Below are 23,647 nucleotides of genomic sequence, written 5' to 3'. Positions count from 1 at the left end.
TGCCGGCGTGACCGACGCTTATCTTCCACGCATCATCCGCGCGCCCGCCGTGCGGGCCATGCTGATCCAATGCGGCGCCTTGCCGCTGACCCTGGCCATCCTGTATGTGATGGCCAGTTTCCGTTTACCGGTCGATTATCTGGCGCTGGCGCTCGTCCAGGGCGTGCTGGCGGCGCTGCTGACGTGGAAGCTGGCGCTGGCCGCCTGGTGGCGCGTGATCCAGCTGCTGTTCCCACTGGCGGTGCTGACCGCGCTGGCGCTGCAACTGCCGCCATGGCTGTTCGGCGCCGGCTTTTTGCTGCTGCTCGGCTGGTACTGGTCGACCTTCCGCACCCAGGTGCCGTATTACCCGTCCGGCCCGGCCGTGTGGGACGCGGTGCGCCAGCTGCTGCCGGCCGGGAAGCCGGTGCGCGTGGTCGATGTCGGCAGCGGCCTGGGCGGCTTCACCTTATATATGGCGCGGGTGCGGCCGGACGCCGACGCGGTCGGCATCGAGCTGGCGCCGCTGCCATGGCTGGTCAGCTGGCTGCGCGCTACGCTCGGCCGCAGCCGCGCGCGCTTCCTGCGCGGCGACTACGAGGACCTCGATTTCAGCCAGTTCGACCTGGTGTTCGCCTACCTGTCGCCGGCCGCCATGAGCGGATTGTGGCGCAAGGCGCGCGCCGAAATGCGTCCCGGTTCGATGCTTATAAGCTATGAATTTATCATCACGGAAACACCGCCCGATAGCATCATTCGAGTCACTGAAGCGGAAATCCCCTGTATATATGGTACTTTTAAGCATCATTTGACGTTATTCACTTGCCCGCCGCCCCCGACTCAGGCTATTGTAGTTCTATATGTAAATTCTTGAAAAAACCGGCCCGCTTCGTAACAATTCGGCCGGTTTTCGCTCTGGGAGTCAGTACACTTGTTAGTCATCATCGGATATGTGGTGGTCCTGGTCGGCGTGTTCGGCGGCTATGCCATGGCCGGCGGGCACCTGGCCGCCTTGTTCCAGCCGCTGGAGCTGGTCATGATCGGCGGCGGCGCGATCGGCGCCTTCATCGTCGGCAACAACGGCAAGACGCTGAAGGCCACGCTGGCCGCGCTGCCGACCCTGCTCAAGGGCTCGCGCTACACCAAGGACCTGTATATGGAGCTGATGTCGCTGCTGTTCGACGTCCTGTCCAAGGTGCGCAAAGAAGGCCTGATGTCGATCGAAGGCGATATCGACAGCCCGGAGCAAAGCCCGCTGTTCAGCAAATACCCGACCGTGCTGGAAGACCATCACATCGTGGAATTCATCACCGATTACCTGCGCCTGATGGTGTCGGGCAATATGGACGCGTTCCAGATCGAGAACCTGATGGATATCGAAATTGACACCCACCACCACGAGGGCGCCGCGCCGGGCCACGCCATCGCCCGCCTGGGCGACGGCATGCCGGCCTTCGGCATCGTGGCGGCGGTGATGGGCGTGGTGCACACGATGGAAAACGTCGGCCTGCCGCCGGCCGAGCTGGGCATCCTGATCGCGCACGCGCTGGTCGGCACCTTCCTCGGCATCCTGCTGGCCTACGGCTTCATCGCGCCGCTGTCGAGCCTGTTGGAGCAAAAGCTGGAAGAGTCGACCAAGATGTACCAGTGCGTCAAGGTCACGCTGCTGGCCAGCCTGAACGGCTACGCGCCGGCGCTGGCGGTGGAATTCGGCCGCAAGGTGCTGTACTCGACCGAACGCCCGACCTTCAACGAGCTGGAAGACCACATCAAGAAATCGAAGTCGAAGTAAGCCATGCGGCACACTGTTATTAGCGTAAGGATCAATCATGGCTGAAGAGGGCCTGCGGCCTATTATCGTCAAGCGCATCAAGAAGCATGGCGGCGGCCACCACGGCGGCGCCTGGAAGATCGCGTACGCCGACTTCGTGACCGCGATGATGGCCTTCTTCCTGTTGATGTGGCTGCTGGGCTCGACCACCAAGGGCGACCTCAACGGCATTTCCGAATACTTCAAGACGCCGCTGAAGGTGGCCATGCAGGGCGGTTCCGGCAGCGGCGACAGCTCGTCCATCATCAAGGGCGGCGGCAAGGACCTGACCCGCAGCGACGGCCAGGTCAAGGCCAGCGACGACCCGCAGGAAAAGAAGACCTATAACCTGACCGCCGCGAAGGCGGCGCTGGAGGCCGAGGAAAACCAGCGGCTGCAGGCGCTCAAGCAGCGCATCGAGAACAAGATCGAGGCCAATCCGCTGCTGAAGAAATACAAGGACCAGCTGCTGCTCGACATCACCAGCGAGGGCTTGCGGATCCAGATCGTCGACGAGCAGAACCGCCCGATGTTCGCGCTGGCCAAGGCCGAGCTGCAACCGTACACCAAGGAGATCCTGCACGAGATCGGCTTCGTGCTCAATGACGTGCCCAACCGCATCACGCTGTCCGGCCACACCGACTCGACGCCGTACATGAGCGACGCCGGCTACGGCAACTGGGAATTGTCGGCCGACCGCGCCAACGCCTCGCGCCGCGAGCTGATCGCCGGCGGCATGCAGGATGCCAAGATGCTGCGCGTGGTCGGGCTGGCCTCGGCCATCAATCTCGACAAGGCCGACCCGTTCAACCCGATCAACCGCCGCATCAGCATCGTGGTGATGAACAAGCGGGCCGAGGACAATGTGCTGCGCGACGGCCGCAAGATCGAGGTCGGCGATGTCGACGACGCCGCCGGCATCGGCGCCGCCGCGGCCGCGCCGGCCAAGCCGGCCGGGCCGCCGGTACGCAAATAAAGTAGTAAAGAACGAGACTGTTATGACGAGAAAAAAATTCTGGGTTCCCACGTCAAGCGCCTGCTGTCCGGCGTGTCTGACCACGGTCGCCGGCACCTGACCGAAGTCGAGACCGACCTGATCCAGACTGGCCTGCTGCTGGAGGAAGCGATCGAAAAGCTGTCCTACAACTTCATGGCCATCCACCAGACGGTGGCGGCGGAGCAGGCCACCATCCAGCTGCTGCTGGACGGCGGCAGCGTCACGCCCGAACAGCGCGCCCAGCTCGAGGCGCTGCAGGGCCAGGTGGGCGGCTATGTCAACGCCGCCATCACCAGCCTGCAATTCCAGGACATGACCAGCCAGCTGCTGGACCGCACGCTCAAGCGCGTGACCGGCCTGCGCGAATTCCTCGGCACGCTCGGCGCGCACGGCGCTGAAATGCTGCCCGAAAGCGACAACGAGCAGATCGTCGAACTGCTCGGCAAGGTCAGCATGGCGCTGGCGATACAGAGTCTGGAACTGCGCAGCGTGCTGCGCAAGGCCGTCAGTCAGCAGCACCTGGAAAGCGGCGACATCGAGCTGTTTTAACCACCCAACAAACGTGATTTACAAGAGAGAAGAAGATGGCCAAGACTATACTTGCAGTTGATGATTCCAGCTCCCTGCGCCAGATGGTTGCCTTCAGCCTCAAGGCTGCCGGCTACCAGGTGGTCGAAGCGGTGGACGGTCAGGACGGCCTGGACAAGGCCAAGCTGCAGAGCGTCGACCTGGTGCTGACCGACCAGAACATGCCACGCATGGACGGCTTGCAGCTGATCGCGCTGCTGCGCGAGCTGCCGGCCTACGCCAAAACCCCGATACTGATGCTGACCACCGAGTCCTCCGACGAGATGAAAGCCAAGGGCCGCGCCGCCGGCGCCAACGGCTGGCTGGTCAAGCCTTTCGACCCACAGCGGCTCATCGAGGTCGTCAAAAAGGTCATCGGCTGATAAGGCGCGTCATGATGCGAAGCGAACGTAACGGAGTATCACCATGACCATCGATATAAGCCAGTTTTATCAGGTCTTTTTCGATGAGGCCGAGGAACTGCTGGCTGAAATGGAGCGGCTGCTGCTGGCCGTCGATGTGGCGTCGCCCGACGCCGAGGACCTGAACGCGATCTTCCGCACCGCCCACTCGGTCAAGGGCGGCGCCTCGACGTTTGGCGTGACCGACATGAGCGAGATCACGCACGTGCTGGAAACCCTGCTCGACCGCATCCGCAAGGGCGAGATGGCGCTCACCGGCGAGCACGTCGACGCCTTCCTGGCCGCCAAGGACATCCTCAAGATGCAGCTGGACGGCCACCGCCTCGGCAGCGAGGTCGACCAGGACGCCGTCGGCGACGTGCGCATGATGCTGCAGTCGCTGGCGCAGGACGTGCCGGTGGTGGCGCTGGCGCCGGTGGCGCCGGCCTTCAACGCGCCGGAAGCCAGGGTGGTCGACCACAGCGGCGGCCGCCGTTACCGGCTGCAGCTGCCGGCCATGCCGCACCGCGAGGTGCAGGCGCTGGGCGAGGAGCTGGGCCTGATGGGCCATGTGGCCATCACGCCGCTCGACAAGGACCGCAACGCCATGGTGGTCACCACGCACGAGAGCCTGGACGACATCATCGCCATCTGCTCGTTCGTGCTCAATCCGGACGAGATGCAAGTGACCGAGCTGCCGGCGCTGGACGACGCCCAGGCGCAACAGGAAAAGGCCGCGCGCGACCAGGTCGAGGCCGACCTCGGCTACGGCTTCTTCGACAGCACCGACCTCAAACCGGCCGCGGCCGGCGGCGACGGTTATGGCTTCTTCCAGCCGCTCGACGAAATCCGCGCCAACGCCAGCGCCGCGTCCGAGGACGCGCAGGGCTACGGCTTCTTCCAGCCGGTCGAACAGATCCGCGCCGCCGCCGGCATCGTCATCGAGACGCCGCCGCCGGAGGAAGAGAAGAAGGTGGTCAAGAAGGAAGAAAAGGAAAAAGAGAAGGCCGCCGCCCATGCCGGCGCCGAGTCGTCGTCGATCCGGGTGTCGATCGAGAAGGTCGACCAGCTGATCAACCTCGTGGGCGAGCTGGTCATCACGCAGGCGATGATCGAGCAGCGCGTCGACACGCTCGACCCGATGGTGCACGAGCGCCTGCTCAACAGCGTCAGCCAGCTGACCCGCAACACCCGCGACCTGCAGGAAGCGGTGATGTCGATCCGCATGATGCCGATGGACTTCGTGTTCTCGCGCTTTCCGCGCATGGTGCGCGACCTGGCCCACAAGCTGGGCAAGAAGGTCGATTTCATCACCAACGGCGCCGCCACCGAGCTTGACAAGGGCCTGATCGAGCGCATTGTCGACCCGCTGACCCACCTGGTGCGCAACTCGATCGACCACGGCATCGAGATGCCGGCCGTGCGCCGCGCCGGCGGCAAGAGCGACGCCGGCCGGCTTTTCCTGTCGGCATCACACCAGGGCGGCAACATCATCATCGAGGTATCGGACGACGGTGGTGGCCTGAACCGTGAGAAAATCCTCGCCAAGGCGCAGCAGAACGGCCTGGCGGTCAGCGACACCATGAGCGACGCCGAGGTCTGGCAGCTGATTTTCGCGCCGGGCTTCTCGACCGCCGAGACCGTGACCGACGTGTCCGGCCGCGGCGTCGGCATGGACGTGGTGAAACGCAACATCACCGCCATGGGCGGCGTGGTCGACATCCGCTCGGCCAAGGGCTTCGGCACCACCATCTCGATTTCGCTGCCGCTGACGCTGGCGATTCTCGATGGCATGTCGATCCGCGTCGGCGATGAGATCTACATCCTGCCGCTGGGCTTTGTCATCGAATCGCTGCAGCCGGCGCCGGAAGACGTCAAGGAAATCAGCGGCAAGGGCCGGGTCATCAAGGTGCGCGGCGAGTACCTGCCGCTGGTGCCGCTGTATCAGATGTTCGACATCGCGCCGCGCTTCAACGATCCGTGCCAGGGCATCGTCATCATCGTTGAAACCGACGGCCGCAAGGCCGGCCTGTTCGTCGACGAGCTGGTCGGGCAGCAGCAGGTGGTGGTCAAGAATCTGGAGTCGAATTACCGCAAGGTGGCCGGGATTTCCGGCGCCACCATCCTCGGCGATGGCGGCGTCTCGCTGATCCTGGATGTGGCCGCACTGATACGCTCGTCGCGCCAGCTGGCCGACGAATCGATTTTTCTTCATAGGGGGCCATCATGGCAGAGATACAATCCACCGCGGCACACGCACACGAGATCGCCGGCCACGAATACCTGGCCTTCAAGCTCGGCTCGGAAGAATACGGTATCGACATCCTCAAGGTGCAGGAGATCCGCGGCTACGAGGCGGTCACCCGCATCGCCAACGCGCCGGACTTCATCAAGGGCGTGATCAACCTGCGCGGCATCATCATCCCGGTGGTGGACATGCGCATCAAGTTCCACCTCGGCGAGCCGGTGTACGACCAGTTCACCGTGGTCATCATCCTCAACATCAACGGCCGCGTGGTCGGCATGGTGGTCGATTCGGTGTCGGACGTGACCACGCTGTCGCCCGAGCAGGTCAAGCCGGCGCCGGAAATGGGCACCGCCTTCAGCAGCGACTATATGATCGGCCTCGGCACGATCGACGAGCGCATGCTGATCCTGGTCGACATCGACAAGCTGATGTCGAGCCCGGAAATGGGCTTGATCGACCAGCTGGCCGCCTGAGTTTCATCGCTGTACCCGCCACGGCCGCCAATGCGGGCGCGGCGGTGGGCATAGTTAGTACGCAGTACCAGAAAGGGTTAACATATGCCGCAATCTAAAGACACGGTCAAGGAATTCGACTTCAACGCGCGCGACTTCGAGCGCGTGCGCGGGCTGATCTACAAGCGCGCCGGCATCTCGCTGGCCGACAGCAAGCAGGAAATGGTCTACAGCCGCCTGGCGCGCCGCCTGCGCGCGACCGGCATCGACTCGTTCGCCAAATACCTGGACCAGCTCGAAGCGGGCCACCTCGGCGAGGAGTGGGAGTCGTTCACCAACGCCTTGACCACCAACCTGACCTCGTTCTTCCGCGAGGCCCACCATTTCCCGCTGCTGGCCGAGCACGTCAAGGGCAAGCGCGAGCCGCTGACCATCTGGTGTTCCGCCAGTTCGACCGGCGAGGAGCCGTATTCGATCGCCATGACGGTGTGCGAGGCGTTCAACACGCTGACGCCGAACTGCCAGATCGTCGCCACCGACATCGACACCAATGTGCTGGCGACGGCCGCCAACGGCGTCTACGGCATGGACCGGCTCGACAAGATGTCGCCCGAGCGCCAGCGCCGTTTCTTCCTCAAGGGCAAGGGCGACCGCGAGGGCATGGCGCGCGTGCGGCCGGAACTGCGCAATATGATCACCTTCAAGCAGCTCAACCTGCTGGCCGACAGCTGGCCGATCAGCGGCCAGTTCGACGCCATCTTTTGCCGCAACGTCATGATTTACTTCGACAAGGCCACCCAGCGCAAGATCCTGTCGCGCTTTGTGCCGCTGATGAAGCCCGATGCGCTGCTGTTCGCGGGGCATTCGGAGAATTTCCTGTATGTCTCGGAGTCGTTGAAACTGCGCGGCAAGACCGTCTACGAGCTCGACGATGCCGCCGCCCGTAAAGCACCGCCGCATCGCACCTGAGAGAAAACATGGACCTCGAACAATTTGCCACCAACGTCTATTACGACCGCACGTTCGACTGCCAGGCCGCCAAGATCCTGCCCGGTGAGTATTACCACACCAACAAGGACATGCTGATCGTCACCGTGCTCGGCTCGTGCGTGTCGGCCTGCATCCGCGACCGCACCACCGGCCTGGGCGGCATGAACCACTTCATGCTGCCGGACGGCGGCGGCGACACCGGCAGCCCGGTGTCGGCCTCGGCGCGCTACGGCACGTACGCGATGGAGATCCTGATCAACGACCTGCTCAAGGCCGGCGCCAAGCGCGAGAACCTGGAAGCCAAGGTGTTCGGCGGCGGCGCCGTGCTGAAGGGCTTCACGGCCATCAATGTCGGCGAGCGCAACGCCGCCTTCGTGCTGAATTTTTTGAAAGTGGAACGCATCCGGGTGGTGGCCGAGGACTTGAACGACATCTACCCGCGCAAGGTGTATTTCTTCCCGCGCACCGGCAAGGTGCTGGTCAAGAAACTGATGCAGAGCCACAATGACACCCTGGTCAAGCGGGAAATCGAATACGCCAGCCGCCTCAAGGTGGCGCCGGTGGGTGGCGAGATCGATCTGTTTTAAATAACAAGAAAGCCTTTTATGAAGATCAAAGTCCTGGTGTGCGACGACTCCGCACTGATCCGCAGCGTCATGAGCGAGATCATCAATTCCCAAGCCGACATGGAAGTGGTCGGCGTGGCGCCCGATCCGCTGGTGGCGCGCGAGCTGATCAAGCAAACCAACCCCGACGTGCTGACGCTCGACGTCGAGATGCCGAAGATGGACGGCCTCGACTTCCTGGAAAAACTGATGCGGCTGCGACCGATGCCGGTGGTGATGGTGTCCTCGCTGACCGAGCGCGGCTCGGAGATCACCATGCGCGCGCTGGAGCTGGGCGCGGTCGACTTCGTCACCAAGCCGAAGATCTCGATCCAGGCCGGCATGCGCGAGTACACCGAGCTGATCACCGATAAAATCCGCGCCGCCTCCAAGGCGCGCGTGCAGGCGCGGCGCCTGCCGCAGCCGGGCGCCGAGGGCCATGGCGCGGCGCCGCTGTCGGCGCTGCGCAACCCGCTGCTGTCGTCGGAAAAGCTGATCATCGTCGGCGCCTCCACCGGCGGCACCGAGGCGATCCGCGAATTCCTGATGCAGATGCCGTCCGACTGCCCCGGCATCCTGATCACCCAGCACATGCCGGAAGGCTTCACGCGCTCGTTCGCCAAGCGGCTCGACTCGCTGTGCAAGATTTCAGTGCAGGAGGCGCAGGGCAACGAACGCGTGCTGCCGGGCCACGCCTACATCGCGCCCGGCCACTCGCACCTGTACCTGACCCGCAGCGGCGCCAACTACATGACCCGCATCGACCAGGCCGAGCCGGTCAACCGCCACCGGCCGTCGGTCGATGTGCTGTTCCGCTCGGCGGCGCAGGCGGCCGGCAAGAACGCGGTCGGCGTGATCCTGACCGGCATGGGCAAGGACGGCGCCGCCGGCATGCTGGAGATGCGCCAGGCGGGGGCGTATAATTTCGCCCAGGACGAAGCCAGTTGCGTGGTGTTCGGCATGCCGCGCGAGGCGATCGCGGTCGGCGCGGCGCACGAAGTGGGCGCCCTGCAGGCACTGCCGGGCATGGTGCTGGGCCACCTGGCGCAGCACGGTATGCGCGCCTTGCGTGTTTAATTGTGCAAGTGTGACGTTTTACTGCTACTTTGTTCGCCTTCAGGCAACGAAAATGCTATCCTACAACTTAATGCCAAGTGTAGGCACTATTAACAACCGCGTAGAGAATCAACGGAGCAATTCATGGCTGATCCAAAGATGAAATTTTTAGTTGTTGACGATTTTTCGACGATGCGTCGCATCGTCCGGAATCTGTTAAAAGAACTGGGTTATGCCAACGTCGACGAGGCAGAGGATGGCGTGATGGCGCTGGCCAAACTGCGCGCCGAATCGTTCGACTTCGTCGTGTCCGACTGGAACATGCCGAATATGGACGGCCTGACGATGTTGCAAAACATCCGTGCCGACCCGGCGCTGGCCAAGCTGCCGGTGCTGATGGTGACCGCCGAAGCGAAGAAGGAAAACATCATCGCGGCAGCGCAGGCCGGCGCCAACGGCTACGTGGTGAAACCGTTCACCGCCGCCACGCTGGACGAAAAACTGAACAAGATCTTCGAAAAACTCGGAGCTTGATTCCTGGCAGCGGGGGCGGGACCCCCGCAAGCGGGCGGCGCGGACGCGGGCGCTGCCGAGCTCACCCTAACAGGCCATGCACCAGTCTACCTTCCTTGTCCGTGAGCCATTGCTAGACCCGAAGCAGCGCGTGGTCGGCTATGAGCTCGCCTGGCAGGACGCGGACACCGCCCCGCAGCGCGAGCTGCTGGAAGCACTGATCGGCTTTGTCGCCGGCCAGGTGGTGGACCAGGACCAGGGCTGGTTGCTGCGCGATAAAATCCTCTTCCTCGCGGCCGTGCCGGCCATGCTGTCGGCCGACGCCCTGCACGACCTTCCCCCGAACGCACGGTGCTGTCGATCAAGGCGGCCGAACTGGCGCATCCCGACACCATGGCCGCCGTGCAGGGCTTGCGCGCGGGCGGCGTCGGCATTTTGCTGCGCGAGGCGGACCTGGCGCGCATCGGCGCCCGGCTGCCGACCATGGCGTCCTACGTGGAAGTGCGCTTTTCCGGCGCCGACGTGGCGACCCAGGCGCGCACGTACGCGGCGCTGAAGCAATCAAGCGTGGGCATGATCGCCCGGCCGGTCACCAACTGGGCCGATTTCGACGCCTGTGCGGCGCTGGGCCTGAACGCCTTCGTCGGCAAGCTGCACCTGACGCCGCGCCCGACCAGCAACAGCAAGGGTATGAATCCGGCGCAGACCATCATCATGCAACTGATGCAGATGGTGCGGCAGAATGCCGACATCGCGCAACTGGAGGCGGTGCTCAAGCGCGACGCCACGCTGTCGTACAAGCTGCTGCGCTTCATCAACTCGGCGGGCTTTGGCGCCGGCAGGGAGTGCAGTCGCTGCGCCAGGCGCTGACGCTGCTGGGCTATACGCCGCTGTACCGCTGGCTGACCTTGCTGCTGGCGACGGCCAGCACGAGCGGCTATTCGCCGGTGCTGCTGGAAACGGCGGTGGTGCGCGGCCGCCTGGCCGAGCTGCTGGCGCAGGCTGCGCTGGGCAAGAGCGAGGCAGAAAACGTCTTTGTGGCCGGCATGTTTTCCTTGCTGGACCGGTTGCTGGGGATTCCGATGGAAGAGGTGCTGGCCAACATCCAGCTGTCGGACGAGGTGGTGGCGGCGCTGCTGAACCGCAGCGGCAGATACGGCCCCTACCTGGCGCTGGCCGAGGCCTGCGAGCTGAGCACAAGCCTGGTCGCCTCGCTGGCCGCGTCGCTCAAGCTCAGTCCGCTGGACGTCAACAAGGCCCACCTGTCTGCCCTGGCCTGGGCGCAAAACGTCGCCGCCTGATCTGCATCAAACGCATAACGCGCGGCCGTTGACGCCGTGGGTGGCGCGGCGCATGCTGATGCAGTCGCGTCAGGAGCGGCGGCACACGCCGGCGGTCATTATTCAATGGTTAGCGCAGGGCGCGGTGGTGTTTCCGGCGGTGCCGCCGCCGGCTGGTCAGCCTTAGATTTCGAGGTTGTCGATCAGGCGGGTCGTGCCGAGCTTGGCGGCGGCCAGCACCACCAGCGGCGTGCCCTGCGCCAGGTCGCCGGCGTTCGGCGGTTGCAGGTCGCTGCGCTTGCGGATCGAGATATAGTCCGGCTTCCAGCCCCGCTTGGCCAGATCGTCCATGGCCTTGTGTTCCAGCTGGAATACATCCAGATGGCCGCCGCGCACCTCGTCGGCCACCGCGTTCAGGGTCTGGTACAGCGCCGGCGCCTCGGCCCGTTCGCTCGCCGACAAATACATATTGCGCGACGACAGCGCCAGGCCATCATCGGCACGCCAGGTTTCGGCCGCGATAATCTCGGTCGGCATCGCAAACTGGCGCGCCATGTTACGCACGATCATCAATTGCTGGTAATCCTTCTTGCCGAACACCGCCACGCGCGGCTGCACGCACGAGAACAGCTTGGTCACCACCGTGCACACGCCGTTGAAGAAGCCGGGGCGGAACTCGCCCTCCAGCGTATTGCCGAGGCCGTCCGGCGGCTGCACGCGGTATTCCTGCGGCTCCGGGTACAGGTCTTTTTCGGTCGGCGCGAACAGCACGTACACGCCTTCCTTCTCCAGCTTTTCCACGTCGGCCTGGAAGGTGCGCGGATACTTGTCGAAATCCTCGTTCGGGCCGAACTGCAGGCGGTTGACGAAGATCGACGCCACCACCGGGTCGCCATGCTTGCGCGCCAGGCGCATCAGCGACAAATGGCCTTCGTGCAGATTGCCCATGGTGGGGACAAAGGCGGTGCGCAGCTGGCCGCTGAGTTGGTCGCGCAATTCTTCAATCGAGGTGATGATTTTCATGTGTTAGCTCATTCTTGTTGCCGGCTCACGCCGGCGAGTAGGCCAGCCGCACGTAGATCGGTGCGAACGGTTCGGCCTGGGTAATTTCAATCAGGGTTTCCTTGGCCAGCTCCAGCAGCGCGACAAAGTTGACCACCACCACCGGCACGCCGCCGGCCACATCGAACAGGTCGGCGAACTCGACGAAACGGGTCGATTGCAGGCGGCGCAGGATGCCGGTCATGTGCTCACGCACCGACAGTTCCTCGCGGCTGATTTTGTGATGCTGGGTCAGCCTGGCGCGCTTCATGACATCCATCCACGCCTGTTGCAGATCGCTGGCCGCCACCTCCGGCCACACCGGCACCAGGCTTTGCTCGATGAAGATCTGGGTGCGGACAAAATCGCGGTCGACCTGGGGCAGCGCGTTGAGGTCGTAGGCGGCCAGCTTGATCTGCTCGTATTCCAGCAGGCGGCGCACCAGCTCGGCGCGCGGGTCGTCGGCCTCGACGTCGAGATCGGCCTGGCGCTGCGGCAGCAGCATGCGCGACTTGATCTCGATCAGCATGGCCGCCATCAGCAGGTACTCGGCCGCCAGTTCCAGATTGGAGAGGCGGATCTGGTCGACGTACTTCAGATATTGCAGCGTCAGCTGCGCCATTGGAATGTCGAGGATGTTGAAGTTTTGCTTGCGGATCAGGTACAGCAGCAGGTCCAGCGGGCCTTCGAAGGCGTCGAGGAAAATTTCCAGCGCGTCGGGCGGAATGTACAGGTCGGTGGGCAGCTTGAGCAGCGGCTCGCCGTACAGGCGGGCGAGGGCGGAAACTTCAGCCGTGACCGCCGCAGCTTCGGCTGCCGCTGCTTCGGCGCCTGCCGCTTCAGCTGAGGCCGCCAGCGTGGCATCGCCGGCAGCGCCGCCGATGCCGACGCTGGCCGCGTCTACCGTGCTGGCTTGGGCGGCTTCGGCGAGCGGGTGGGCGCCATCGTCCGGCGTGCCTTGGGCGGCGTCCGGTACTGGCGGCTGCACGTCAGCCGTATCCTCTGGCAACATCCTTGCCGCCCCGTGTGAACTCAGACCTTGTTCTGGTAAACGTAAGCCTGTTGCTTCACCGCCGACTTCAGCTGACGCTCCTGCTCATCCAGCGAGATCGGCGGACGGTCCCACAGCAGCGCGCGGCCTTGTTGCTGGCCGGCTTCAATGCCAGGATTCTTTTCCTTCAACGCCTTGATGAACAGGGTGTGATCGGATTCGTACATCGAATGTTGTTTAGAAAGTTTCATATTATCTAAGTGGGTGGATCAGCAGCGGCTATTTTACCGCGCACCGGTGCCACAACGCTATTTCTATCGCTGGCGACCGGCCGGATCGGGTATGCTCTGGATGATAATGTTGTACGAATATTAAAAATGAATCAACGCCTCACCGCCAAAACCGTTTTCCTGCTCACTTTGCCGCCGCTGCTGTGGGCCGGCAACGCCATCGTCGGCCGCCTGGTGCACGACATGCTGCCGCCCGTGCTGCTCAACTTCCTGCGCTGGAGCATCGCCTTGCTGATCCTGTTGCCGCTGGCCGGCCCCGTGTTGCGCCGCGACGCCGGCCTGTGGCGCCACTGGAAAAGCTACGCCATGCTCGGGCTGCTCGGCATCGGCATGTACAACGCGCTGCAATACATGGCGCTGCAAAGCTCGACGCCGATCAACGTCACGCTGGTGGCGTCCGGCATGCCGGTGTGGATGATGCTGACCGGCTGGCTGTTCTTCGGCGTGCCGGTCAGCCGCAAGCAGGTGGCCGGGGCGGTGCTGTCGATTGCCGGCGTGCTGCTGGTGTTGGCGCGCGGCGAATGGCAACACGTGCTGGAGCTGAGGTTGGTGCCCGGCGACCTGTTCATGATTCTGGCGACCATCGCCTGGTCGTTCTACAGCTGGCTGCTGACGCGCACCACCGAGCCGGCCGCCATCCGCGCCAACTGGGCCAGCTTCCTGCTGGCGCAGGTGGCGTTTGGCGTGTTGTGGTCGGGCGGCTTCGCCATCGGCGAGCAGGCGCTGGGCGCGATGCCGGTGCATTGGAGCGGCATGCTGGTGGCGGCGCTGTTGTACGTCGCCGTCGGCCCGGCGATTGTCGCCTTTGGCTGCTGGGGCGCCGGCGTGCGCGCGGCGGGGCCGTCGGTCGGCGCCTTCTTTGTCAACCTGACGCCGCTGTTCACGGCCGTGCTGTCGGCCGCGTTTCTGGGCGAGGCGCCGCACGGCTACCACGCCGCCGCGTTCGCGCTGATCGTCGGCGGCATCGTGATCTCGGCCCGGCGCGCTTAGAAAACTTGAACCAGCGCAACAGTTCGCTGCCATTCGCGCTCTACACTGCAAGTCCGATCAGTTCACCGGAGCAACAGCATGTCGTCGTGTCCCTTTGCTGTCATGCTGGCGGCTGCAGCCCTGTTGTACACTGCCGCCATGTCCTCGCCCGCCGCAACCGTTACCGACAGCAGCGTCCGCGACGCGCTTGCGCCCGGTTGGCTGGGGCTGTACCCGACCGACCGTTTCAGGCTGGCCACCGGCCACTGCAAGTACTGCCTGGCCAGCAAGCAGGCGCTGTGGTACTTCAATGACGACATGCTCGCCGTCGCCCGGGGCGAGGCGGCCGGCTACGCGCCGCGCCTGCGTGCGCAGGACGATGTGAAGGCGTGGCTGGCAGAGGGCGGCGGCAAGCCGCGCGACGTGCCGCCGCCGTTGTTGTGGATCGGCTCTCCGCACGTGGCGGAAGGGCGCTTGCTGCCGGACGGCCACTTGCTCCGGGCCGGCGTCGCCGCGCCGCTGCCGGTCGCGCTGACGCCGAAATTATCGACCAACCGTTCGTATGCCGACGCCAGCAGCCTGGCCTTTTTTGCCGACGGCGAGGTGAAGGCGCGCGGCGCGATGCGGGAGGACCGGTTTGTGATCCGCACGCTGTGGCCGAAACGTTACGCCATGCCAGCGGCCGCCGCCAGCCAGCCGCTGGCCGCCGGCGAGACGCTGGAAAGCCTGGTGCGCGCCGGGCACGGCGGCGCCCGGTCGGCCTACGCCACGCGTACTTTGTGGCGGCGCGACGGCGGCACGCAAGCCTTGCCGCTGGCCGGCAAGCCGGTGCTGGCTTTCGTGCTGAACGGCGCGCAGGGCGACGACGACGAGGCTTACGGCGGCCACTTTGCTGTCGCCACCGGCCGTTTCGGTATGGCGGGCGAGTGGGATGACTGGCTGGTGAATAATTTCTACAGCCTGGCTTCGGTCAGCGAGAAGGGCATCATTGCCTCCATGCTGCCGATGGACGCTTACATGGGCGACCTGAATAGCGGCCAGGCTTGGTATCGGCCTTCCTACCTGCTGGTGGCGGTGCTCAGGGACCAGCGGGCGCCGGCGCTGTATCAGGAGGCGATCAGCCGGGTGTTCAATCATTTTTACCGGCAGGATTTCCACTACCGGCATGCCAGCGCCAATTGCGCGGGCATCAGCGTTGCGACCTTGCGCACGCTGGGTTGGGATATTCCGCGCCTGGGCGGCGAGAGTCCGCTGAAGGCGGCCGTGGCGCTGCCGTATATGGCGCTGAAGGAAGCCAGCCTGGCCAGCGGACAAAGCGCTTATGATTACCTGAAGACCGAGCGCACCGAGTTGCTGCCTTTCGCCGCTTTCAACACGATCGGCGAAGATTTGCTGGGCAGGCTGGCCGCCGGCGTCGGTAAGGTAGGGCTGGAGGCGCAACTGGCCGCAGACCTGGAAGCGCTGCTGTTTGTGCGGATGCCGCAATTTCCGTCGTCGCGGGCGTTTGGCAGCGATCCGGTATTGTCGCTGCGCGAGTACCAGCAGCGCGCGCCCGCCAACCGCGCCGACTGGCGTATCGTGCCGCTGGCGGCGCGCCCGTTTCCGGCTTCGTTGCAGGATGCGGGCGCTCCCAAGGAGCCCAGGCCGCCGTCGGCAATGGCAACATGGATCTGGGCCGGCGTGGCAATCGCGTCCGCTGCCGCCGGACTTGCGGGATTGGTGGCGCGCGTCGTCAACCGCTAGCCGACCTGCCGTCATTCCCGCGCAGGCGGGAATCCATGGGACGCGTGTGGGCAGGCGGTCTATGGGTTCCCGCCTGCGCGGGAACGACGCCGTGGAGTCGCCGCTCACACTGGCGCTGCGCCGCCGGCGGAAACGCGCCCGGCCGCCATCTCCGCGTTGATCTCGCGCCCACATGCTGGCGTGCCCGGCGCGCCGCCCCTGGCCGGCCGTTGGCGCTAGGCGGCGGTGGCCGCCTTGAGGGCGTCGATGAAGACGCGCACTTTCTGCGGCACGTGCGAGGTGGCGGGATAGACGGCGTGGATGTCGCTGTCCGGCAGCGACCACTCCGGCAGCACACGCAGCAGCCGGCCTGCGGCGACATCGTCCTTGATGGAGAAGGTGGTGGCGCGCAGCACACCGTCGCCGCTGAGCGCCGCCGCCCGCGTCGCAAACGCCGTGTTGGACGAAAACACCGTGTTTTGCATGCGCACCTCCACCTGCTCGCCGGCGCGGTTCGTCAGCGCAAACTGCGCCGGCTGCGCCAGCACCGACAATGACACATACGGCAGCTGCGCCAAATCCTCCGGCGTGCGCGGCATGCCGTGGCGGGCGATGAACTCCGGGCTGGCCACCAGCCAGCGCACCAGCGTGTCCACGCGCGTCGCCATCAGGCCCGAATCGGCCAGCTTGCCCAGCCGTACAGTCACATCGATGCCCTCGGCGATCAGGTCGATGATGTGGTCGCCGCAAGTGAGATCGATCTTCAGCGCCGGATAACGCGCCCGCAACTGCGCCAGCAGGGGCGACACCACAATCAACCCGTAATCGATCGGGCAGGCGACCCGCAGCGTGCCTTGCGGACTGCCGCTGCCGCTGCGTGCCTGCTCAATGGCCAGCTCGGCCGCTTTCAGCAACTGCCGGCTGGATGCGTAGAATTCCCGCCCGGCCTCGGTCAGGCTCAACCGTCGCGTCGAGCGCAGCAGCAGGCCGACGCCGATTTCCTGCTCCAGCAACTGCATGTGCTTGCTGACCATGGACTTGGCCAGCCCGAGCCGCTCGGCGGCGGCCGTCAACGAACCAGCCTCCACCACGGCAACAAAGGTGGTCAGGCGATTGAGATTAATGGCTGCAAGATCGGTCATGCCGCCAATTGTACACTTTGAGTGGACGGTGATTCCTGTTTTGTCCGGCTTATCAGCACGATCCTGGCTCCCTATACTTTCCCCATCATTCACCGACCAGGAGTCATCATGAAGCTGTACGGCATTCCCCTTTCCGGCCACACCCACCGCGTGCACCTGTTTCTCAGCCTGCTGAACCTGCCGCACGAATATGTCCACGTCAACCTGGCCGCCGGCGAGCATAAGCAGCAACCATTCCTGTCGATGAATGCCTTCGGCGAAATCCCGGTGTTGCAGGACGGCGAAGTCACGCTGGCCGATTCCAACGCCATCCTCGTTTACTTGGCGTCGAAATACGACGACAGCGGCCGCTGGCTGCCGCGCGAGCCGCTGGCCGCCGCCAACGTGCAGCGCTGGCTGTCGGCCGCCGCCGGCAAAATCGCCTACGGCCCGGCCGCCGCCCGCCTGGTCACCGTGTTCAATGCCCCGCGCGATCATGAAGCCGCCAAACACATCGCGGCGCGCCTGTTCGACGTCATGGAGCAGGAACTGCAGGGCCGCCGCTGGCTGGCCGGCGAGCACGCCACCATTGCCGATGTCGCCGGTTACAGCTACATCGCCCACGCACCGGAAGGCGGCGTGTCGCTCAAGCCCTATCCGAACATCCGCGCCTGGCTGGACAAGGTACGGGCATTGCCCGGTTTTGTCGCCATGCCTGCCACCAAGGCCGGCCTCGCGCCCGAGGAGGTGTAATCATGGATGCCGCCGCCTCGATTTTTCATGCCGGTGAACTGGCGATCCAGGAGCGCGTGGGTGTGCGCGAGCAGATGGCGGGCGCGGCGGCATACATACGCGATTTCATGCCTGAGCAGCACCGCGAGTTCTACCACAGCCTGCCGTTTTTCTTCGTCGGTGCGCTGGACGCGGCCGGCCAGCCGTGGGCGACGGTGCTGGCGGCCGATCCCGGCTTCATCGTCACGCCGGACGCGCGCACGCTGGATATCCGCAGCGGCATGCTGCCGGGCGATCCACTGGAAGGCCAGCTGCGCGCCGGCGACCACATTGGCGGCCTCGGCCTGGAACCAACCACGCGCCGCCGCAACCGGCGTCAATGGCGAAATCGTCGCCGCCGGCGATGGCGGGTTGCGCGTGAGCGTGACGCAAAGCTTCGGCAACTGCCCGCAGTACATCCAGCACCGCCAGCACAGTCCGGCGCCGGCTGACGGCCGCAAGGTGCAGGTGCAGCGGAGCGCGGCGCTGAGCGCGGCCGACCGCGAGCTGATCGCCCGCGCCGATACCTTTTTCATCGCCAGCGCCAATATGGCGGCCGATGCCGGCCGCGGTCGTGGCGTGGATGTATCGCACCGCGGCGGCCGGCCCGGCTTCGTCCGTGTCGATGACGAACGCACGCTGACCGCGCCCGAATTCGTCGGCAACTACTTCTTCAACACCATGGGCAACTTGCTCAACAATCCGCGCGCCGGCCTGCTGTTCATCGACTTCGAGCGTGGCGACATGCTGCACATCGCGGTCGAGGGCGAAATCATCTGGGACGGCCCGCAGCTGCAAGCCTTCGCTGGCGCCGAGAAGCTGCTGCGCTTCCACGTGCGCGAAGTGGTGCGCAACGCCGGCGCCTTGCCATTCCGCTGGACCGACCCGAAGCCAGCCATGCAAAACGCCCGCACCGGCAGCTGGGAAGAGGCGGACCGCGTGCAGGCCGCGGCCGCGCTGACCGCCAGCTGGCGTCCATTCACCGTGGTGGACGTGGTGCAGGAGAGCAGCGACGTGCGCTCCTTTCATCTTGAACCGGCCGACGGCCTCGGCGTGGCGGCGCATGTGCCGGGCCAGTTCGTCTCCGTGCGGGTGCCGGCGTGGGCGGAGCAGGGCGCGGCCTCGCAGATCCGCAGCTATACGATTTCCGACGCGCCAAATGGCCGCCGTTACCGCATCAGTGTCAAGCAGCAGGGCGTGGTGTCGTCCTGGTTGCATGCACATCTCGCGCCGGGCGCGCAGATCGAGTTGATGGGGCCGGGCGGCGAGTTCACGTTTGAGGAGGGCACGCAACGTCCGGTGGTGATGCTGTCGGCCGGCATCGGCATCACGCCGATGATCGCCATGCTGAACGGCTTGCTGGTCAACGGCAGCCGCACGCGGCACAAGCATCCGATCCACTTCATTCATGGCGCACGCGAGGTGGCGCATCCGTTTGCCGTGCATCTGCAAACGCTGGCGATGGGGCACGGCAATCTGGCGCTGCATGTGCAGCGCGAGCGCATCGATATGCAGGCGCTCAAAACGCTGCTGCCGTTTGACGATTACGATTTTTATCTGTGCGGCCCGGCGGGCTTTATGCAGGATATGTATGACGGCTTGCGCAAGCTGAGTGTGCCCGATGAGCGTATCCGCTTCGAGGCGTTCGGTCCTGCCAGTGTGCGGCGCGCCGCTGTGGTGAAGGACAATACCGCACCAGCGGCGCCGGTGGCTGTCCGCTTCGTCAAGTCCGGTGTCGATGCGGTGTGGGATGGCAAGCACGCCAGCCTGCTCGATCTGGCCGAGGCCAGCGGGGTGGAAGCGCCATCGGGCTGCCGTTCGGGCCTGTGCGGTTCTTGCGCGGTGGGCCTGAGCAGCGGCGAGGTCGACTACACTCGCGCCTGCGGCACCGGGCCGGGAGCCGGCCAGGTGCTGCTGTGCTCCACGGCGCCGCGCGCGGGCAGTGGCCCGCTGTCGCTGGCGCTGTAAGGCGGATTAGCGCTTGGATTTGACGTTCTTGTCTTCGCAAGGCGCGTGGGCAGGTGCGGTGGCGCCGCCATCGGTGTGCGCGGTATTGCAGTCGACCTTGTTCTTGTCACGCTGCGACTGCTTGCGGTCCTTGGCGGTGTCGACCGGCGCGGTGTTTTGACGGTTGCTGTTGTTTTGCATGGTCGTGGCCTGCTGCTCGCCGCTGGTGGCGTTGCTCTGGCCTTGCGTTGGCGTGCCGGTATTGGTGGTGCCGGAAGTTTGCGTCTGTGCCATGGCTGCGGTGCTCAGGCAGGCTGCGGCAATCATTGCGATCAGTTTGCTGTTCATGGTGCTCTCCTTTAGCGTTTAACGTCGGGATTGGACGTGGTGGGGGCGGCGTGGGGCGACGATGCTTTGCCGTTGTCCTTGCCGCAGGCGTGATCCTGCTTGGTTTTATCTGTCTTGGCGTGAGCCTCGACCGTTTCGGCGCCGCTGGCGTCGACACCGCCCTGCATATTGGTGCAGGGATGCTTCTCCGCTTTCCTGGTCTGGGCCTGTGCGGCTTTGCCGTCACCGGTCTTGACCGAGGGATCGGGATCGGTCTGCTGCTGGGCCCATGCCGGGGCGCTCAGGCAGCCTGCCAGTGCCAGCAGTGCGAATGCTTGCTTCATGGCCGCACCTGGCGGGTGTTGTCGCAATCCAGACGCGGCGCCTGGGCGATATTGGGCGCGGTCATGGCGGAGGTGGAAGTGGTGTCGCGGCGCGTGACGCCGGCGGTGCTGGCGCAGTTGACCGAGTTGTTGCGGTTGTTGTTGAGGTTGTTGTTATTGTTATTGTTGTTATTCAGGGTATTGTTGGGCGTGTTCGGATTGGTCCGGCTGAGATTGTTGTTATTGCTGAGCGTGCTGCGTGGCTGTTCCAGCGGCAGCGTGTTGCTTTGCGTATTGCCCAGGCCGCGGTCGGGGCTGGTGTTGAGCGCCGGGTTGGGCGTCACGGTAGTCGGCTGGTTGCCGGTCGGAACGCTGCCGGGCTGGCCGGCTGGCGCCGGAGTGGGCGGATTTGGCGTGGCGGTGGTCTGGGCCAGCGCGCTCACGCTCAAGGTCGCTGCTGAAAGAAATGCGATCAATTTACTGTTCATATTGCTCTCCTGTGGAAACAAGGCGATGAACAGTCATTCTTTCATGCAAGCGCGATCAAGGACGTAGGACTGGCTCCCGTATTCCTGTCAGTTTCGCAGCAGACGTCGCATGACCAGCGGCGCCGGTTCCAGCGGATTGGCGTGCGAATATTCCAGCTCCTCGGCCAGTTCGAACTCGTAGGCGGCGTAAAAATCGATCAGCTTCGGCTGGTCGGCGCGCACCGCCAGCCGCACTTCCTGCACGCCCGCCGCCAGGCCATGGTGGATCACCGCCTCCAGCAAGTGCTGCGACAGATTGCTGCCGCGATGCCCCGGCAGCACGCCCATGCGGCACACTTCCCACACGTCCTGGCCGCCGTCCAGCGGCAGCCAGCGCACCGAGCCGATGGCCTGATCGTCCACTTCCAAAACAAAACCGCCGCCATCGCGCAGGTGCTCTGCGACGATGACGGCGGTTTCACGGTGGCCGCTGGAAGTAACGCTGACCTTGCCGGCCCACGCGGCGCGCGTGAGCTCGGCGATCAGACTGGCATCGTCCCTTGTTGCTTCGCGCACCCTCAGGTCCATGCCCGGCCCTTAGCGAATGCGCATGCCCGGCTCGGCGCCCGGCCACGGATTCAGGATGTAGATGCCCGGATTGGCTTTCTCATCGGCTGCCGAGGCGGCCATGACCATGCCTTCCGACACGCCAAACTTCATCTTGCGCGGCGCCAGGTTGGCCACCAGCACGGTCAGCTTGCCGATCAAGTCTTCCGGCTGGTACATCGACTTGATGCCGGAGAAGACGTTGCGGTGGCGGCCTTCGCCGGCGTCCAGCGTCAGACGCAGCAGCTTGTCCGAGCCTTCCACGTGTTCGCAGTTGACGATTTTGGCGATGCGCAGGTCGACCTTGAAGAAGTCGTCCACGGTGATTTCCGGCGCCATCACTTCGATGCCGGTCTCGGTCACGGCGACGGCCGGCGCGGCCTTGGCCTTGGCTGGCTTCTCGGCCTTGACGGCAGGGGCGGCGGCCTGCGCGGCGGCGGCCGACGGCGCGTCGAACAGGTCTTCGATCATCTTGGCGTCGACGCGGGTCATCAGGTGCGCGTAGGCACCGATGGTGCGGCCCAGCATGGCGCTCGACACCACGCCGCTGGCGACGTCGGTATCGGTCCACACCAGTTGCTCGTCGTTGAGGAACTTGGCGACGTTGGCGGCCACGCCCGGTAGCACCGGCGACAGCAGCAGCGTCAGCTGGCGGAACAGGATCAGCGCGGTGGTGCAGACGTCGTGCAGTTCGGCGACTTTCGACTCATCCTTGGCCAGGATCCACGGCTTGTTCTCGTCGACGTACTGATTGGTGATGTCGGCGATTTCCATGATTTCGCGCAGCGCCTTACCGAACTCGCGCGCCTCGTAGTTGGCGGCGATGCTGGCCTGGCGCTCGGCGCCTTCCGCCGTCACCAGCGCGCGCTTGATCCACGCCTGGGCGTTGTCGGACAGGCTGGCGGCCAGCTTGCCGTCGAATTTCTTGGCGATGAAGCCGGCGCAGCGCGAGGCGATGTTGACGTACTTGCCGATCAGGTCGGAGTTGACGCGGGCGACGAAGTCTTCGCCGGTGAAGTCCAGGTCTTCCACCTTCGAATTCAGCTTGAAGGCGATGTAGTAGCGCAGCCACTCCGGATTCATGCCCAGGTTCAGGTAGCGCAGCGGCGAAATGCCGGTGCCGCGCGACTTGGACATTTTCTCGTTGTTGACGGTCAGGTGGCCGTGCACCGCCACGCGCATGCGCTCGATGGTCGGGTGGTCGGCGAACTTCAACATCGCCGGCCAGAACAGCAGGTGGAAGGACACGATGTCCTTGCCGATGAAGTGGATCTGCTCGGTGTTCGAGTCGCGCAGGAAGGCCTCGTAGTCCAGGCCTTGCTTGGCAAAGTAGTTTTTCAGCGAGGCCAGGTAGCCGACCGGCGCGTCCAGCCAGACGTAGAAGTACTTGCCCGGCGCATCAGGAATCGGGATGCCGAAGTACGGCGCGTCGCGCGAGATATCCCAGTCGGCCAGTTTCTCGCCGGCTTCGCCCAGCCATTCGGAGACTTTGTTGACCATCTCCGGCTGCAAGCGGCCCGGCGTGTTCAGCCATTCTTTCAGGAACTCGTAGCAGCGCTTGTCCGACAGCTTGAAGAAATACTGTTCCGACGGTTTCAGCACGGGCGTGGCGTTGGTGAACACCGAGAACGGATTCACCAGGTCGGTCGGCTGATAGGCCGCGCCGCACACTTCGCAGTTGTCGCCGTACTGGTCCTTGGCGCCGCATTTCGGGCATTCGCCCTTGATGTTGCGGTCGGCCAGGAACATGCCTTTGACCGGGTCGAAGAAGCGGTCGACGGTCTTGGTCTGGATCAGGCCGGCATCGCGCAGCTTGCGGTAGATGCCTTGCGACAGCTCGACGTTTTCCGGCGAGTCGGTGGAGTACCAGTTGTCAAAGGCGATGTGGAAACCGTCCAGGTACTGGGCGCGGCCGGCGGCGATCTTGGCCACGAACTCCTGCGGCGTGATGCCTTCCTTCTCGGCGGCGATCATGATCGGCGTGCCGTGGGTGTCGTCGGCGCCGACAAAGTGCACCTCGCGCGCAACGCCGGCGTCGCGCTGCATTCGCTGGAACCGGACCCAGATGTCGGCCTGGATGTACTCCATCATGTGGCCAATATGGAAGGCGGCGTTAGCGTAGGGCAGGGCAGTGGTGACGAACAGCTTGCGGGTCATGGTCTTGTTGCACTTTG

25 protein-coding genes and 1 pseudogene are annotated in these 23,647 nt (G+C 64.7%); 17 read left to right on the top strand and 9 right to left on the bottom strand.

Annotation, left to right across the window (positions count from 1 at the left end; all coding sequences use genetic code 11):
- The first annotated feature begins 7 nt into the window (after nt 1-7).
- The 12 genes and pseudogenes from ACRQ5J_RS20080 (at nt 8) to ACRQ5J_RS20025 (ending at nt 10,919) form a co-directional block, all read left to right on the top strand.
- On the top strand, nt 8-853 hold the full coding sequence (locus ACRQ5J_RS20080; RefSeq protein WP_432379206.1) for a class I SAM-dependent methyltransferase: 846 nt from the start codon (nt 8-10) through the stop codon (nt 851-853).
- A 57-nt stretch (nt 854-910) separates the two neighbouring features.
- Nucleotides 911-1,771 (top strand): flagellar motor stator protein MotA, encoded by an 861-nt coding sequence (motA, locus tag ACRQ5J_RS20075; protein ID WP_432379204.1) that lies wholly within the window; start codon nt 911-913, stop codon nt 1,769-1,771.
- Nucleotides 1,772-1,808: 37 nt separating this feature from the next.
- Nucleotides 1,809-2,765, top strand: coding sequence for a flagellar motor protein MotB (gene motB / locus ACRQ5J_RS20070; RefSeq protein WP_432379202.1), 957 nt, complete (start codon nt 1,809-1,811; stop codon nt 2,763-2,765).
- 63 nt (nt 2,766-2,828) lie between these two features.
- On the top strand, nt 2,829-3,335 hold the full coding sequence (locus ACRQ5J_RS20065) for a chemotaxis protein (RefSeq protein WP_432383697.1): 507 nt from the start codon (nt 2,829-2,831) through the stop codon (nt 3,333-3,335).
- Nucleotides 3,336-3,370: 35 nt separating this feature from the next.
- Nucleotides 3,371-3,736: a response regulator gene (locus ACRQ5J_RS20060; RefSeq protein ID WP_432379200.1), complete on the top strand. Its 366-nt coding sequence runs from the start codon at nt 3,371-3,373 to the stop codon at nt 3,734-3,736.
- Nucleotides 3,737-3,779: 43 nt separating this feature from the next.
- A complete protein-coding gene (gene cheA, locus ACRQ5J_RS20055; RefSeq protein ID WP_432379198.1) occupies nt 3,780-6,155 on the top strand; it encodes a chemotaxis protein CheA in 2,376 nt (791 codons plus the stop codon).
- Nucleotides 6,038-6,475 (top strand): chemotaxis protein CheW, encoded by a 438-nt coding sequence (locus tag ACRQ5J_RS20050; RefSeq protein ID WP_432383696.1) that lies wholly within the window; start codon nt 6,038-6,040, stop codon nt 6,473-6,475. The genes cheA and ACRQ5J_RS20050 overlap by 118 nt, the downstream gene beginning before the upstream one ends.
- 84 nt (nt 6,476-6,559) lie before the next feature.
- On the top strand, nt 6,560-7,423 hold the full coding sequence (locus ACRQ5J_RS20045; protein ID WP_432379197.1) for a CheR family methyltransferase: 864 nt from the start codon (nt 6,560-6,562) through the stop codon (nt 7,421-7,423).
- An 8-nt stretch (nt 7,424-7,431) separates the two neighbouring features.
- Complete coding sequence (gene cheD, locus ACRQ5J_RS20040) at nt 7,432-8,031, top strand: chemoreceptor glutamine deamidase CheD (protein WP_432379195.1); 600 nt, start codon at nt 7,432-7,434, stop codon at nt 8,029-8,031.
- A gap of 18 nt (nt 8,032-8,049) precedes the next feature.
- Complete coding sequence (locus tag ACRQ5J_RS20035; protein WP_432379193.1) at nt 8,050-9,126, top strand: protein-glutamate methylesterase/protein-glutamine glutaminase; 1,077 nt, start codon at nt 8,050-8,052, stop codon at nt 9,124-9,126.
- 123 nt (nt 9,127-9,249) lie between these two features.
- Nucleotides 9,250-9,639 carry a chemotaxis response regulator CheY gene (gene cheY / locus ACRQ5J_RS20030; RefSeq protein ID WP_008450066.1) on the top strand — a complete coding sequence of 130 codons (390 nt, stop codon included), beginning with the start codon at nt 9,250-9,252 and terminating at the stop codon, nt 9,637-9,639.
- Nucleotides 9,640-9,715: 76 nt separating this feature from the next.
- Nucleotides 9,716-10,919 (top strand): annotated as a pseudogene (locus ACRQ5J_RS20025) (EAL and HDOD domain-containing protein).
- 162 nt (nt 10,920-11,081) lie between these two features.
- On the opposite strand, the gene panC reads toward ACRQ5J_RS20025, so the two are convergent.
- From panC to ACRQ5J_RS20010, 3 genes are read right to left on the bottom strand one after another with little or no spacing between them, the layout of a single operon-like run.
- Nucleotides 11,082-11,921 carry a pantoate--beta-alanine ligase gene (gene panC, locus ACRQ5J_RS20020; protein ID WP_432379190.1) on the bottom strand — a complete coding sequence of 280 codons (840 nt, stop codon included), beginning with the start codon at nt 11,919-11,921 and terminating at the stop codon, nt 11,082-11,084.
- Nucleotides 11,922-11,946: 25 nt separating this feature from the next.
- Nucleotides 11,947-12,951: a segregation and condensation protein A gene (locus ACRQ5J_RS20015; RefSeq protein WP_432379188.1), complete on the bottom strand. Its 1,005-nt coding sequence runs from the start codon at nt 12,949-12,951 to the stop codon at nt 11,947-11,949.
- A 20-nt stretch (nt 12,952-12,971) separates the two neighbouring features.
- A complete protein-coding gene (locus ACRQ5J_RS20010; RefSeq protein ID WP_432379186.1) occupies nt 12,972-13,181 on the bottom strand; it encodes a DUF3460 family protein in 210 nt (69 codons plus the stop codon).
- A gap of 126 nt (nt 13,182-13,307) precedes the next feature.
- Between ACRQ5J_RS20010 and ACRQ5J_RS20005 the strand changes: the two genes are divergently transcribed.
- On the top strand, nt 13,308-14,210 hold the full coding sequence (locus ACRQ5J_RS20005; protein WP_432379184.1) for a DMT family transporter: 903 nt from the start codon (nt 13,308-13,310) through the stop codon (nt 14,208-14,210).
- A gap of 78 nt (nt 14,211-14,288) precedes the next feature.
- On the top strand, nt 14,289-15,932 hold the full coding sequence (locus ACRQ5J_RS20000) for a hypothetical protein (protein ID WP_432379182.1): 1,644 nt from the start codon (nt 14,289-14,291) through the stop codon (nt 15,930-15,932).
- 215 nt (nt 15,933-16,147) lie between these two features.
- Here the strand turns inward: ACRQ5J_RS20000 and ACRQ5J_RS19995 are convergent, their stop codons facing one another.
- Nucleotides 16,148-17,053, bottom strand: a complete 906-nt coding sequence (locus ACRQ5J_RS19995) for a LysR family transcriptional regulator (protein ID WP_432379181.1) — start codon at nt 17,051-17,053, stop codon at nt 16,148-16,150.
- A gap of 108 nt (nt 17,054-17,161) precedes the next feature.
- Here ACRQ5J_RS19995 and ACRQ5J_RS19990 point away from each other — a divergent pair, with 108 nt between their 5' ends.
- The 3 genes from ACRQ5J_RS19990 to ACRQ5J_RS19980 are packed head-to-tail and all read left to right on the top strand — an operon-like array spanning nt 17,162 to nt 19,771.
- On the top strand, nt 17,162-17,785 hold the full coding sequence (locus ACRQ5J_RS19990; RefSeq protein ID WP_432379179.1) for a glutathione S-transferase family protein: 624 nt from the start codon (nt 17,162-17,164) through the stop codon (nt 17,783-17,785).
- Between the two features lie 2 nt (nt 17,786-17,787).
- On the top strand, nt 17,788-18,255 hold the full coding sequence (locus ACRQ5J_RS19985; RefSeq protein WP_432379178.1) for a hypothetical protein: 468 nt from the start codon (nt 17,788-17,790) through the stop codon (nt 18,253-18,255).
- Nucleotides 18,182-19,771, top strand: coding sequence for a pyridoxamine 5'-phosphate oxidase family protein (locus ACRQ5J_RS19980; RefSeq protein ID WP_432379176.1), 1,590 nt, complete (start codon nt 18,182-18,184; stop codon nt 19,769-19,771). Before ACRQ5J_RS19985 ends, ACRQ5J_RS19980 begins: the two co-directional genes overlap by 74 nt.
- Nucleotides 19,772-19,777: 6 nt before the next feature.
- Here the strand turns inward: ACRQ5J_RS19980 and ACRQ5J_RS19975 are convergent, their stop codons facing one another.
- The 5 genes from ACRQ5J_RS19975 to metG form a co-directional block, all read right to left on the bottom strand.
- Nucleotides 19,778-20,098, bottom strand: coding sequence for a hypothetical protein (locus tag ACRQ5J_RS19975; protein WP_432379174.1), 321 nt, complete (start codon nt 20,096-20,098; stop codon nt 19,778-19,780).
- Between the two features lie 11 nt (nt 20,099-20,109).
- The gene (locus ACRQ5J_RS19970) at nt 20,110-20,421 is read right to left on the bottom strand and encodes a hypothetical protein (protein ID WP_432379172.1); all 312 of its coding nucleotides are present in this window, start codon (nt 20,419-20,421) and stop codon (nt 20,110-20,112) included.
- Nucleotides 20,418-20,888, bottom strand: a complete 471-nt coding sequence (locus ACRQ5J_RS19965) for a hypothetical protein (RefSeq protein ID WP_432379170.1) — start codon at nt 20,886-20,888, stop codon at nt 20,418-20,420. Before ACRQ5J_RS19965 ends, ACRQ5J_RS19970 begins: the two co-directional genes overlap by 4 nt.
- Nucleotides 20,889-20,975: 87 nt before the next feature.
- Entirely contained in the window at nt 20,976-21,455 is a 480-nt protein-coding gene (locus tag ACRQ5J_RS19960; protein WP_432379168.1) for a GNAT family N-acetyltransferase, read from the bottom strand.
- Nucleotides 21,456-21,464: 9 nt separating this feature from the next.
- Nucleotides 21,465-23,630 carry a methionine--tRNA ligase gene (metG, locus tag ACRQ5J_RS19955; protein ID WP_432379166.1) on the bottom strand — a complete coding sequence of 722 codons (2,166 nt, stop codon included), beginning with the start codon at nt 23,628-23,630 and terminating at the stop codon, nt 21,465-21,467.
- Nucleotides 23,631-23,647 lie beyond the last annotated feature (17 nt).

Origin of the sequence: Duganella sp. P38 (assembly GCF_050859475.1) — a bacterium.
Taxonomy (GTDB): Bacteria; Pseudomonadota; Gammaproteobacteria; order Burkholderiales; family Burkholderiaceae_D; genus Rugamonas.
Note: the sequence above shows the minus strand (reverse complement) of the source record. Positions and strands in the feature narration are given on the sequence as shown.

What these genes read in the sequence shown, in the direction of transcription:
- motB (WP_432379202.1), top strand. Translation starts at nt 1,809, where the DNA reads ATGGCTGAAGAGGGCCTGCGGCCTATTATCGTCAAGCGCATCAAGAAG.
- ACRQ5J_RS20060 (WP_432379200.1), top strand. Translation starts at nt 3,371, where the DNA reads ATGGCCAAGACTATACTTGCAGTTGATGATTCCAGCTCCCTGCGCCAG.
- cheA (WP_432379198.1), top strand. Translation starts at nt 3,780, where the DNA reads ATGACCATCGATATAAGCCAGTTTTATCAGGTCTTTTTCGATGAGGCC.
- ACRQ5J_RS20045 (WP_432379197.1), top strand. Translation starts at nt 6,560, where the DNA reads ATGCCGCAATCTAAAGACACGGTCAAGGAATTCGACTTCAACGCGCGC.
- cheD (WP_432379195.1), top strand. Translation starts at nt 7,432, where the DNA reads ATGGACCTCGAACAATTTGCCACCAACGTCTATTACGACCGCACGTTC.
- ACRQ5J_RS20035 (WP_432379193.1), top strand. Translation starts at nt 8,050, where the DNA reads ATGAAGATCAAAGTCCTGGTGTGCGACGACTCCGCACTGATCCGCAGC.
- cheY (WP_008450066.1), top strand. Translation starts at nt 9,250, where the DNA reads ATGGCTGATCCAAAGATGAAATTTTTAGTTGTTGACGATTTTTCGACG.
- panC (WP_432379190.1), bottom strand. Translation starts at nt 11,921, where the DNA reads ATGAAAATCATCACCTCGATTGAAGAATTGCGCGACCAACTCAGCGGC.
- ACRQ5J_RS20015 (WP_432379188.1), bottom strand. Translation starts at nt 12,951, where the DNA reads ATGTTGCCAGAGGATACGGCTGACGTGCAGCCGCCAGTACCGGACGCC.
- ACRQ5J_RS20010 (WP_432379186.1), bottom strand. Translation starts at nt 13,181, where the DNA reads ATGAAACTTTCTAAACAACATTCGATGTACGAATCCGATCACACCCTG.
- ACRQ5J_RS20005 (WP_432379184.1), top strand. Translation starts at nt 13,308, where the DNA reads ATGAATCAACGCCTCACCGCCAAAACCGTTTTCCTGCTCACTTTGCCG.
- ACRQ5J_RS20000 (WP_432379182.1), top strand. Translation starts at nt 14,289, where the DNA reads ATGTCGTCGTGTCCCTTTGCTGTCATGCTGGCGGCTGCAGCCCTGTTG.
- ACRQ5J_RS19995 (WP_432379181.1), bottom strand. Translation starts at nt 17,053, where the DNA reads ATGACCGATCTTGCAGCCATTAATCTCAATCGCCTGACCACCTTTGTT.
- ACRQ5J_RS19990 (WP_432379179.1), top strand. Translation starts at nt 17,162, where the DNA reads ATGAAGCTGTACGGCATTCCCCTTTCCGGCCACACCCACCGCGTGCAC.
- ACRQ5J_RS19985 (WP_432379178.1), top strand. Translation starts at nt 17,788, where the DNA reads ATGGATGCCGCCGCCTCGATTTTTCATGCCGGTGAACTGGCGATCCAG.
- ACRQ5J_RS19975 (WP_432379174.1), bottom strand. Translation starts at nt 20,098, where the DNA reads ATGAACAGCAAACTGATCGCAATGATTGCCGCAGCCTGCCTGAGCACC.
- ACRQ5J_RS19970 (WP_432379172.1), bottom strand. Translation starts at nt 20,421, where the DNA reads ATGAAGCAAGCATTCGCACTGCTGGCACTGGCAGGCTGCCTGAGCGCC.
- ACRQ5J_RS19965 (WP_432379170.1), bottom strand. Translation starts at nt 20,888, where the DNA reads ATGAACAGTAAATTGATCGCATTTCTTTCAGCAGCGACCTTGAGCGTG.
- ACRQ5J_RS19960 (WP_432379168.1), bottom strand. Translation starts at nt 21,455, where the DNA reads ATGGACCTGAGGGTGCGCGAAGCAACAAGGGACGATGCCAGTCTGATC.
- metG (WP_432379166.1), bottom strand. Translation starts at nt 23,630, where the DNA reads ATGACCCGCAAGCTGTTCGTCACCACTGCCCTGCCCTACGCTAACGCC.